The sequence below is a fragment of the Thioflexithrix psekupsensis genome (assembly GCF_002149925.1).
Taxonomy (GTDB): domain Bacteria; phylum Pseudomonadota; class Gammaproteobacteria; order Beggiatoales; family Beggiatoaceae; genus Thioflexithrix; species Thioflexithrix psekupsensis.
Window position 1 is genome coordinate 149,861 of the sequence record NZ_MSLT01000023.1, and the last position, 12,215, is coordinate 162,075.

A 12,215-nucleotide genomic window follows, 5' to 3' on the forward strand; every position below is an offset into this window, starting at 1 on the left:
AGAAGAGATGAGGTTATCTTGTTAAATTTTAACAATAAAAACAACCTCTTTCTCCCCCTCCTAGCAGGAGGGGGCAGGGGGGCGGTAGAAATATTGATATGCCAGATTATTTTCCGTTAGGTACTTAAACCCGAATAATGCCATCCATATCGATTCCAGACACAAAAAACGTTTTACGCCTCACCACACCCCTGCTATAATTCCAAGCACAAAAAAATTCAATTGTCTATTCTCGCCATAAGAAAATGAACGAACAACAAATTGAACAACTTCTTATCGAAAAACTACAACAACTCAAATACACCTATCGCCCCGACATCCGCGATAATTCTACATTAGAAAAAAATTTTCGCCAGCACTTCCAAAATTTACACCAAGTGCAATTAAGTGACAACGAATTTAAACACTTATTAGAACAAATTATTCTCCCAGATGTATTTGCTAATTCCTGTCTAATGCGCGAAAGAAAAGAGATAAAACGCGATGACGACACGATCTTATTTTATACCCTAATCAACACTGAAGACTGGTGCAAAAACACCTTTGAAGTGATCAATCAATTGCGCATTAACACCCGCGATAGTCATCATCGTTATGACGTGATTTTACTGATTAATGGCGTGCCGATGGTACAAATCGAATTAAAAAATTTAGTCATTAGCCCGCGCCGCGCCATGCAACAAATTGTTGACTACAAAAATGATCCTGACAATGGCTATACTAAAACACTATTATGTTTCATGCAATTATTTATTGTCAGCAACCATAACAATACCTATTATTTTACCAATAACAACCTAAAACATTTTAGCTTTAATGCAGAAGAGCGTTTTTTACCCATTTACCAATTCGCCGACAAAGAAAATAACAAAATAACAGCACTTCATGATTTTGCCGACAGCTTTTTAAGTAAATGCACATTAAGCAAAATGATTGCGCATTATATGGTGCTATTAGTGGGCGAACAAAAACTGCTCATGATGCGCCCCTACCAAATCTATGCGGTTGAAGCAATTACAGATTGCATCAAAGAACATCGCGGCAATGGCTACATTTGGCACACCACAGGCAGCGGCAAAACATTAACCTCATTCAAAACCGCAACTTTGCTTAAAAATAACAAAAATATTTATAAATGCTTATTTGTGGTAGATCGCAAAGACTTAGACCAACAAACCCGCAAAGAATTTAATAAATTCCAAGAGAAATGCGTAGAAGAAAACGCCAACACAGAAACTTTAGTTACGCGCTTATTATCAGAAGAGGGTCAAGATAAAATTATCGTCACCACCATTCAAAAATTAGGCTGGGCATTGAATGGAAAAACCAAAAAAGATTATAAACAACGTTTAAAATCTTTACGCGATAAAAACATCGTTTTCATCTTTGACGAATGCCACCGTTCACAATTTGGCGAAAACCACGAAGCCATTAAAAAGTTTTTCCCAAAAGCGCAATTATTTGGTTTTACGGGAACGCCTATTTTTGAAGAAAATGCCACCTCTCAATACATCGAAGATCAGCAAGCGTCCTACTTAACCACCGCGTCTATTTTCCAAAAACAACTACACAGCTACACCATCACCCATGCCATTGAAGACAAAAACGTTTTACCTTTTCACATTGACCACTACCGTTTAGAAGGCAACACCGCAGAAAAAAACGACATTTTGACCAAAATGGCCGTCATAAAAGCAATTTTAGCCAAACACAATGCGGCGACCAATCAAAGAAAATTTAACGCCATATTTGCCACGGCATCCATTAACAATGCCATTGAATACTATAAATTATTTAAAACAATTCAGGAAGAAAAACGCAGAGAAAATTCTCAATATTGTCCTTTAAATATTGCTTGTGTTTTTTCTCCACCGCCTCACGTTTCTGACAATCCTGACAGCAATCGAGAGAATCAACAAATTCAAGAAGATTTGCTGCAAGAAAAAATCGACAACCAAGAAGAACCAGAGCAAAAAAAAGCAGCATTAATAAGCATTATTAACGACTATAATCAACTTTACGGCACAAATCAAAGCATTAACGAATTTGATCGCTATTATCAGGACGTGCAAAAGCGCATTAAAGATCAAGAATATTCTGCTATTTCTCCAGAGGAAAAAGCGAAAAAAATTGATATTGTCATTGTGGTTGACATGTTATTAACGGGATTTGATTCCAAATATTTAAACACGCTTTATGTCGATAAAAATTTAAAACATCACGGCTTAATTCAAGCCTTTTCCCGCACCAATCGCGTATTAAACGACACCAAACCCGATGGCAACATTATCGATTTTCGCCAACAACAAGCGGAAGTGGATGCGGCTGTTGCCCTTTTTTCAGGGAAAGACATAGACGAAGCCAGAAAAATCTGGCTCACCGATCCTGCGCCCGTGGTGATTGAAAAACTAGACGCGGCCATGACAGAATTGCGCGAATTCATGCAATTACAAGGTGTAGAATGCGAACCCAGCGCAGCGTACAACTTAAAAGGCGACACCGCTCGCGCCCAATTTGTGCGCTTATTTAAGCAAGTACAACGCATAAAAACCCAATTAGATCAATACACCGATTTAACCGACACCGATAAAAATAAGATTGAAGCCCTTTTACCCGAAGAACAATTGCAAGGCTTTAAAGGGGCTTATTTAGAAACAGCCAAAGCATTAAGAAAACGGCAAATCGATGAAGAAAGCCCGCCAGAAATTCAAGAATTAGATTTTGAATTTGTGTTATTTGCTTCAACAATAATAGATTACGATTATATCATGACCTTAACCAGTCATTATTCAAGCGGCAGTGAAGAAATGACCCGCGAACAATTAACCGCCTTAATTCGTTCCGAAGCCAAATTTATTGACGGCGGCGAAGAAATTATTAACTACATCAACACATTAAAAGTTGGGGAAGGTTTAACGAAACAAGAAATTTTCGACGGTTTTACCCGTTTTAAAGAAGAATATTATGTGCGCGAATTAAATACCATCGCAGCAGCCCATCAATTAGAATTCACCGCGTTACAATCTTTCGTAAATCATACAATAACCCGTTTTATATTGGATAGCGATATTCTGCGCGATTTATTTACCCCATTAGATTTAAGCTGGAAAGAAAAAAGCAAAGCAGAACAAGCATTAATGAAAGACTTAACGCCTTTACTTCAAAAAATCACACAAGGGAAAGAAATTACAGGATTAAAAGTTTATGAGAATTTATAATTTTTGGTAAAAGGATAAATAAACCATGATTCACCTATACCAAAATTAAGTCATTCATAAAATTTTTCTGTCAGAATCAGAATTTTAGGATTTTTAGATCACTTCAATTTGTTAAAAAAAACTTAACTTGACAAGTGTAATAATTTTTTAGTAAAGGTATTTACAACACAAAAAAAGGGGAATAGCATTAAGGAGATAGTATTCTTGTATGCAAAATTTTTTTGAACACACACCTGATGAATACAAATAAGCACGGTATATACCGTTAGTGATTAGGGATTCAGCAGGACAAATTGTTTTTGTATGCTGTATTTTTTAATAACCCAAAGTGTTGGATACCACAATATGAAATTTTTTATTCAGAAATTAGCCACGATTTTTGTAATCACAAGCAGTAGTGCGTTGACTACAGCATGTGCTGAAGGAGGCGATGAATATGCGCATTTGCTTGAGGATAAAAAACAAGAGCAAGCCGTAGATGCTACCTCATTAAACCAACCACCTACCTTTAGCCTTGATAAGAATATTGTTGAGTTGCTGGGGGTAGAAACAACTGGTGTGTTATCTTCTCCAGATTCTGTTCAAGCCTACCAACTTGAATTTGAACCAAAAACTGAAACACCCCCAGTTGAAACTTTCTCTGGCTTTCCAGTTGTTGGGGAAAATGTTGCTTTAAATAAAGCACAAATTGAGCAGTTACAATCAATCATTTTCAACTACGCCAACTACAATTTTGAATACGCAGAAAAGTGTGGTTTTTATCCACAACTCGGTTTTTCATTTCACCAAGCAAAAGAGCAAGTTGATCTGCTTTTAGATGTGAATTGTAAAAAATGGCAATTTTCTCACCAAGCGAAATTGGTGAGTGGTAGCTATTATGAGGAAACAATGCCTGTACTTATTGGCTTGTTTAAAGAGCTTTTTAATAAAAGTTCCGAATAAGGCAGATTTTTATTTAAATTTGGAGTTATTTTAATGTCGAACTCACGCTTAATTTATTTGCTGTTTTTTACGTTTATGCTCTGTTGTTTTGGGCAAATCTCCACTACCCATGCTGCCAATTTGTATTCTTTTATCATGCTTGATACAGATGACAGAGACATTGGTGCAGATAGAGACCTCATCTCCATTGATACGTGGCTGACAAAAATCTCAAGAAATACAGGATTAATTGAAAAACGTCATATCCTGAAAATTGAAGGGGATATGGTGTCAGAACAAAAAGGTCTTGAACAAGCCAAAGCATTGTTAGAAAACTCTGGTCACGGGCCAGGCGATGTAGTTATTTTTTACTACTCAGGACACGGATTAAGCAGTGAAACAAGCGAAAAATGGCCGCGCTTGGCTATGGGGGGGAAAACTACTAAGTCCCAAAATTTTTTAGAAGTTGAATATGTCAGGGAGGTTTTATCCAAGAAAAACCCACAATTGCTGCTGATTTTGGTGGATGCCTGCAATAATTCGGCACTTCCCATTTTTCCTTCGCTAACTAAAGACCTTCTTTCTAATCCTGAACTACCAGAAAGTTACAAAAAATTATTTCTGGGTTATGAGGGGATTTTAATCGCCAGTAGTTCAAAAAAAGGGGAGGTCTCCTATGGAACTCAAGTCAGTGGCGGGGTGTTTACCAGAGCGTTTGCTGATCAATTGAGAAAGCAATTAATTTCAACCTCTCCCAGTTGGGAAGCCATTGCTACAGCACTAGACGGTAAACCATTAACACCAGGAGGGGCGTTTACTGACACTAAGCAACACCCGCAGTTTGATATAAGCAAACTGAAAGCAAAAAACGGTGTACTTATTCACTCTCCCGCTCAACCTGTTGTTTCTCCTCTGCCTTCTGTTGTTTCCCCTCCACCTTCTCGGTTGTTGTGTAAGGATGGGCCTAAAGCCTACTTCAAAAAAGAAGGGCGTAAATGTTGTTTTATTTCTCATAGTAATGAGGAAATCATGTGTTATTAACCAATTTTTTGGGATTTCAATATGAACAAAAAAATGTACGCATTATTGTTGGTTGTTACTTGTTATTTACCCGTCTCTGTTTTTGGGGCATCTGTTCATGGAATTGTTCTGGGAAACACCAGCGATAGAGAAACAGCCCGATTTGTCGAAAAAGACTTTTTCAAAGTTGTTGATTTTTTGCAGAACGTGACGAAAGACAGCGGTCTCCCGTTGGAATTGCATAAGATGATGAGCGGGGAATTGACAACAGCCAATTTAGATAATAAAATCAAAGAGTTAAGATTGTCAAGAGACGATGTCGTTTTTTTCTACTATCTGGGCGCGGGCTTTTCCCGTGTTAATTCGGAAACACCTCTACCGCAATTGCAGCTCTCTGATAAGGAGGTTAGCTTTAGCGAAGTTGTAGAGTTTATCAAAGCTAAAAATCCCCGCTTATTGATTGCGGCGGCTGATGCGGGTAATTTGATCGTTTCTGAAGAGGTTAAGGAAAGATCAATGGGGGCGGGTAAACGTAAGGACATCGGGGCAACGATTGTTATGGATTCGCATTTGGGTTATCGAGATTTTCTCTTGAATGCCAAAGGGACTATTGTTGTTGCCAGTGCGATGCCTGATCAATCTCCGCTCGGTACGGATGAGGGAAGCTATTTTACTAAGAATTTCTTAGAGCTTTTAAACCGTCAGTTGTCTTCTGGAAATTTTAGTTTGGTGCGTTTTATAGGTGAAGTGGCTGCTTTGGAATTTGAAAGCGATGGTAAAAAACAACATCCTTTTGTTGACGACAAAACCAGCGCAATTGATTTCACACCAAGCTCTGTTCAATCAGCAGACAATGATTACTTTTCAGTCACCATAGAAAGCAGCACAAAAACCCTGAGTAATGGTGATGCTTTGCAAACAGGTGACGGAATCAGAATTCGTCTGACTCCCAGTGATTCGTGTCAGAAGCGGGGGTGTTATCTGGAAATCTTTTCTGAAAATGTAGGGACTCAAAAAATAATTCCTTTGTTTCCCAGAAAAGGAATACAGAATGAAAATCCCATTTACAGTAATTTAGCCTTGCCTTCAGAACGAGGATTTTATTCAGTAGATGGGGATAAGGGAGAAGATGTCATTTACTTTTTCGCCTCCTATAGTGATATTTCTCAGCGGAGTACAGCGAAAACCATAGGGGAATATATTGTCCCTGACCACATCGAATGTACGGAGGATTCAAATTGCATTCATAAAATTTCTTTTCAACACCAATAATCAACCAATTGTTTAGGTTTTATTCAACTTTGGAGTATTTTAAATGCTTAATTTTTTAACTCATTTTTTGAGATGGCCGCCGTTGGTCTTCTATCTGCTTATGCTGACAACGGGGGGGGTTAGTGCGCAAATAAGTGGTGGTGTCCAGTTTTGCCAAGAGAATCCCCGTGCATGTGGTTTATATTCTCAAGCTGAGTTTGATAGTGCGAGAGAAGCAGGAAAACAAGAGTGCCGAAACGACCCCTCATGTAGCACCACCGTGATTCAAGACACCAACGGCTCCACTCAGGAGGGAATTAATCAGTGCATAAACAATCCCGATACGTGTGGCCTAGTTTCTCAAAGTGAGATCAATAGTGCGAGAGAAGCAGGAAAACAAGAGTGCCGAAACGACCCCTCATGTAGCACCACCGTGATTCAAGACACCAACGGCTCCACTCAGGAGGGAATTAATCAGTGCATAAACAATCCCGATACGTGTGGCCTAGTTTCTCAGAAGGCTTTTAATGACGTTCAGAAGGCTTTTGATGACGTTGAAGTGATAAAAAAAGCTTTTGAGGGTGAACTTAGCGGTTTTAAGTTGGAATTTGATCGCATCCATAGTGAGTATAAAAAAATTGCTGAATGGCAGCCGTTAAAAGCTAAGGAAGAACTTCCAGCATGTGAAGACGGGAAAGTGGTTATTGATGACAAGAATGTGCATGGAGTTGTTCTGAGTATACCAACCAGTTTATTGCCAGGTTATTTTCCCGAAACTCCCAACAATTGTTATCATGTAGTTGCTGGCATATCATCTGTTCTCTCGTCGGAATGGAATATTTTCCCCCTTTTTATAGCGAATAGCGGAGAAAACGTAAATCAAAAACCAGCAGGGACAGCCAATGGAGAACCAGCAGGGACAGCCAATGGAGAACCAGTGGGAACAGCCAATGGAGAACCAGCAGGGACAGCCAATGGAGAACCAGTGGGAACAGCCAATGGAGAACCAGCGGGGACAGCCAATGGAGAACCAGCGGGGACAGCCAATGGAGAACCAGTGGGAACAACCAATGGAGAACCAGTGGGAACAGCCAATGGAGAACCAGCAGGAACAGCCGACGGAGAACCAGCAGGAACAGCCAATGGAGAACCAGCAGGAACAGCCAATGGAGAACCAGCGGGGTCAACTGAATAGTTCTCTGAAACTTTAAGCAATAGCGAGGAAAATGTGTTCCTACAATTTCCTCGCCTTGCTTGGCCGAATCCACAGGATTTAAGACTCGGTGTTATTGCAGTCTCAACAGTAATTCTCTAATACATGAAGGGATGAACTTAATGAAACAGATTGAAAAAGCAAGATTGCTTTTCCTACTATACCAAAATTATGTGAGATATAAAAACAAATTAAGTTCTAATATCTAGCTAGATATTAGGTATAAGATACTGTTTAATTTTATTAAACTTAAACACTTTACCTGACAAAAAGGTCTCAAACATACTAGTGACTTCTTTAAAGCTTGATAGACGATGAAAATTCTTTCTGACCCAATTCTTACCTTGAAGCCAAATATCCTCGACTGGATTTTGCTCTGGGGCATTGGGCGCAAATCTTAATAAACGAACTTTCCATTCTGATTCTGGAAGTCCCCCATTTAATTTCTCTAAATAAGTTCTTAAACCTTCAGAACGATGATAACTTGCACCATCCCAAATAATCACATGACGGGCTTCTTTATATCTGTAAATGAGCCAGTTAATAAAGTCTATCGTATATTTTGTATCAGCTTTCTTTGCCCTATCTAAAATAAATTCTCCCGTATAAATATTCACCGCTCCATACCACGTTTGAGAAGTGCGATAATTACTCATCTTTATTGACGTTCTTTCTCCTTTTTTCGACCAAACATAACCACAAATATCTCCCCACAACTGATGGCTTTCGTCTTGCATCCAGTACATTACCTCTCCACTTTCTATCTGTTCACGCTCCTTATCTATTAAATCCTTAATCTCTTTTTTTTTAGCTTCTACTTTTACCTCATCTTTTGCCGAATTCTCTTTGTGTGTCTTCTTATAACTTAAATTCGCTTCTTCTAATAATTTAGTATAAGAAGTATTTGAAGAATAGAAAACATCATACTCCTCTTTTAAGTATCTCTTTAGTTCCTCTATTGTTATTGTCTTCTTTTCTTGTATCCAATTAATCACATCTTCTCGTTCACGCGGCTTTAAATACCCTGGCGAGCCTTTATACGCTAACTTTAATCCTTCCACCCCTGACGCTAAATAAATGGCTTTCCATTTATCCACAAATTGCACACTGACACAACACGCTAAAGCCGCTTCCGCACGCACAAAACCAAGCAAAGACATTCTTACTGCCATCGCTCGCTTCACTTCTCTCGCTTCACCTGTTGACATTAACTCTTCTAAATCTTCATATCTCTTGTTCATTATTCTCTCCTATTTAAAAAGTATTATTATACGACTCTGAAAAAATTGGTATAGTGCATTCAAAGGGTGTGACCTCAGCCGCCTACAGTCCCGATGGCACGCGGATTGTCACCTCTTCTGGGGGGATATTTAGAGAACATAACTCTGCCCGCATTTGGGACGCGCAGACGGGGCGGATGATAAACACCTTGATAGGTCATAAGGGTTGGGTGAGGTCAGCCGCCTACAGTCCCGATGGCACGCGGATTGTCACCGCTTCGGATGATAACACCGCCCGCGTGTGGGATGCACAAATGGGGCAGGAGATAGAAACAACCGCTAGGTACTATATGAAAGGGACTGAAGCCGCCTACAGTCCTGATGGCACACGGATTGTTACTAATAATACTGATGCTGCCTACGTGTGGAATACTGAAACATGGCAGTTACTGCATACACTGGATGGTTCGGGTCATGTGGGTGATGTAAACTCAGCCCACTACAGCCCAGATGGCAAGCGAATCATAACTGCTTCGGGTGAGTCGCTTCTTTATGATGATATGATTCGCATATGGGATGCGCAGACGGGGCAGATAATACTTACCTTGAGTGGACACTCAAATTGGGTGAGTTCAGCCAAGTATAGTCCCGATGGCACACGGATTGTCAGTGCTTCTGCGGATGATACCACCCGCGTGTGGGATGCGCAGACGGGGCAGGCGATTCTCACCTTGCAAGGGCATTCAGATTGGGTGTACTCAGCCGCTTACAGTCCCGATGGCACGCGGATTGTCACCGCGTCAAGAGATAAAACCGCCCGCGTGTGGGATGCGCAGACGGGGGAGATGATCAGTGTGGATGGGGAGTGAGTTTGTTTGAATTTTCGTGCGCGATGGACAGCAAGCGTAGGGTGTATAAACGCAGTGCCATACCCCTTTTTTCAATACGACTACCAACTTGGTGGATGACGCTATCGCTTATCCACCCTACTTTATCGCTTTATCGCAAAAAGGATGATTGTTGGCAGGGTTTTCCTCATGCAACCGCTTTTGCCCCCTCAACCTCAACGCACATACCGCCAAGCCACCCAAACAGCAACCGCACACATGAGCGCGGCTAATCCATAAGTGGCTGTTGCCCCAATCCGCTCCCATAAATGGCCGCTTAAATACGCGCCCACACCGCCACCCGCGCCAAAACTAATGCTGCTGTACAAGGCTTGTCCGCGTCCTTGTAAACGTCCTGTAAAGTAATGATGCACGTATTGAATTGCGGTGGCATGGTAAAGACCAAAACTGGCCGCATGTAATAATTGCGCGGCCATAAGCAACATCAGTGAATCCACATAATGCCCAATAAATAACCATCTGATTGCCGCTAATCCAATACTTAATATAAATAAATGCCGCAGTTCAAAACGCACTTGCAAACGGTGCATCATGACGAAAATTAACACTTCCGCAATCACACCCAATGCCCACAATTTTCCAATCAGTTCTAAACTATAACCTGCATCTTGTAAATAAATAGAATAAAAGGTGTAATAAACGCCATGACTGACTTGGTTAATAAAACAAACGGTTAATAACGCAATAACGGGCTTTTGTTTTAACACATTCCATAAAGATAATTTAACTTCTGCATGTTCCCATTTGGGGACATCAACAATGACTAAAGTGCTGCCCCATAATCCTAATAATAATAACCAAATAATCCACGGCAGCCAATCAATCACATAATGTTGAAAAAAATAACCCGCACACACCACACTAATAATAAACCCAATTGATCCCCACACCCGCAATTGACTATAACGGTGATTGTCTTTCCCTAAATGAGAAAAAGTCATGGCTTCTAATAGCGGTAAAATGGCATTCCAAAAAAAACCAAACAGCAGCATCACCCCCATAAGCCACCAATAGCCGCTGTTGATAAACACGCCCGTAAAAGCCAAAACGGTAAAGCCACCCCCTAATTGGATTAAACTTAAACGTTTCGCGCCATGATCCGCTAACCAGCCCCAAATATTGGGGCCAATTAATTTGGTCAACATTAACAAGGCCATTAAACTGCCAATTGCTTGCGGAGTTAGACCTAAAGATTGCAGATATAATGACCAAAACGGCAGCAATGCCCCTAATGCACTAAAATAGAAAAAATAAAGCCCCGATAATCGCCAATACGGTAAAGAATGAGCCATGCTATTTTTAATCGTCAAGAGAAACGGGCGAAGCGGGAATAATCGGCGTGTCGCAGCGCACACCCGCATTTTGACCGCGATGGCGCAACGCATGATCCATTAACACCAAAGCCAACATGGCTTCAGCAATGGGTGTGGCACGAATGCCTACACAGGGATCATGCCGTCCCGTTGTCACCACCTCGGCCGAATTGCCGTGTACATCAATTGTGCGCCCCGGTAAGCGTAAACTTGACGTGGGTTTTAAGGCTAAATGCGCGATCACGTCTTGTCCAGAGGAAATGCCGCCCAAAATACCGCCCGCATGATTGCTGAGAAAACCCGCAGGTGTCATCTCATCGCGGTGTACCGTGCCTTTTTGTTCTACGCAAGCAAAACCATCCCCAATTTCCACGCCTTTAACCGCATTAATTCCCATTAAAGCGTGCGCAATATCCGCATCTAAACGGTCAAAAATAGGCTCTCCCCAACCGGGCAACATGCCACTGGCTATTACGGTGATTTTTGCCCCAATCGAATTGCCTTCTTTACGCAAATTATCCATATATTCTTCTAATGTTGGAATTAAATTAATATCAGGACAGAAAAAAGGATTTTGATTCACCACATTCCAATCAAAATTTTCATTGACCGTTTTAATTGGCCCTAATTGCGATAAATAACCGCGAATCATCACGCCGTAATGTTGGTGTAAATATTTTTTAGCAATGCCACCGGCCGCGACGCGAATGGCCGTTTCTCGTGCCGAAGCCCGGCCACCACCGCGATAATCTCGAAAACCATATTTTTGTTGATAGGTGTAATCGGCATGGGCAGGACGAAATAAATCTTTAATATTCCCATAATCTTTAGAGCGTTGATCTTCATTTTCGATCGATAACGCAATAGGACAGCCGGTGGTGTGTCCTTCAAAAACACCCGATAAAATTTTAACCTGATCCGGTTCGCGGCGTTGTGTGGTGTGACGCGATTGGCCGGGTCGTCGTCGGTCTAAATCGGCTTGTAAATCCGCTTCACACAAGGGCAAACCCGGCGGACAACCATCCACAATGCCACCAATCGCCACACCATGACTTTCACCAAATGAAGTCAGGGTAAATAATTTTCCTATAGTATTACCAGACATAATGAACCATTTTATTCCATCTAAAAAAACGCGCAGTTTAACATAG

At 40.9% G+C, this 12,215-nt stretch carries 9 protein-coding genes; 6 read left to right on the forward strand and 3 right to left on the reverse strand.

Going from position 1 to position 12,215, the window contains the following annotated elements; translation table 11 throughout:
• Window positions 1–245 precede the first annotated feature (245 nt).
• The 5 genes from TPSD3_RS13370 to TPSD3_RS17625 all read left to right on the forward strand — a co-directional run bounded on the left by TPSD3_RS13370 (window position 246) and on the right by TPSD3_RS17625 (window position 7,605).
• Window positions 246–3,218: a type I restriction endonuclease subunit R gene (locus TPSD3_RS13370; RefSeq protein WP_086489013.1), complete on the forward strand. Its 2,973-nt coding sequence runs from the start codon at window positions 246–248 to the stop codon at window positions 3,216–3,218.
• Window positions 3,219–3,563: 345 nt separating this feature from the next.
• A complete protein-coding gene (locus TPSD3_RS13375) occupies window positions 3,564–4,160 on the forward strand; it encodes a hypothetical protein (protein WP_086489014.1) in 597 nt (198 codons plus the stop codon).
• A 33-nt stretch (window positions 4,161–4,193) separates the two neighbouring features.
• On the forward strand, window positions 4,194–5,180 hold the full coding sequence (locus TPSD3_RS13380) for a caspase family protein (protein WP_086489015.1): 987 nt from the start codon (window positions 4,194–4,196) through the stop codon (window positions 5,178–5,180).
• Window positions 5,181–5,201: 21 nt separating this feature from the next.
• The gene (locus TPSD3_RS13385; protein WP_086489016.1) at window positions 5,202–6,431 is read left to right on the forward strand and encodes a caspase family protein; all 1,230 of its coding nucleotides are present in this window, start codon (window positions 5,202–5,204) and stop codon (window positions 6,429–6,431) included.
• Window positions 6,432–6,474: 43 nt separating this feature from the next.
• Window positions 6,475–7,605, forward strand: coding sequence for a hypothetical protein (locus tag TPSD3_RS17625; protein WP_176329875.1), 1,131 nt, complete (start codon window positions 6,475–6,477; stop codon window positions 7,603–7,605).
• 227 nt (window positions 7,606–7,832) lie between these two features.
• On the opposite strand, the gene TPSD3_RS13395 is transcribed toward TPSD3_RS17625, so the two are convergent.
• Window positions 7,833–8,864, reverse strand: a complete 1,032-nt coding sequence (locus tag TPSD3_RS13395) for an IS630 family transposase (protein ID WP_086486662.1) — start codon at window positions 8,862–8,864, stop codon at window positions 7,833–7,835.
• A gap of 68 nt (window positions 8,865–8,932) precedes the next feature.
• On the opposite strand from TPSD3_RS13395, the gene TPSD3_RS13400 reads away from it, so the two are divergent.
• Window positions 8,933–9,712: a WD40 repeat domain-containing protein gene (locus TPSD3_RS13400; protein WP_140048564.1), complete on the forward strand. Its 780-nt coding sequence runs from the start codon at window positions 8,933–8,935 to the stop codon at window positions 9,710–9,712.
• 194 nt (window positions 9,713–9,906) lie between these two features.
• On the opposite strand, the gene TPSD3_RS13405 is transcribed toward TPSD3_RS13400, so the two are convergent.
• Together TPSD3_RS13405 and aroC are read right to left on the reverse strand one after the other, a co-directional pair.
• Window positions 9,907–11,043 (reverse strand): MFS transporter, encoded by a 1,137-nt coding sequence (locus TPSD3_RS13405; protein WP_086489018.1) that lies wholly within the window; start codon window positions 11,041–11,043, stop codon window positions 9,907–9,909.
• Between the two features lie 7 nt (window positions 11,044–11,050).
• Window positions 11,051–12,169 carry a chorismate synthase gene (gene aroC / locus TPSD3_RS13410; RefSeq protein WP_086489019.1) on the reverse strand — a complete coding sequence of 373 codons (1,119 nt, stop codon included), beginning with the start codon at window positions 12,167–12,169 and terminating at the stop codon, window positions 11,051–11,053.
• Window positions 12,170–12,215 lie beyond the last annotated feature (46 nt).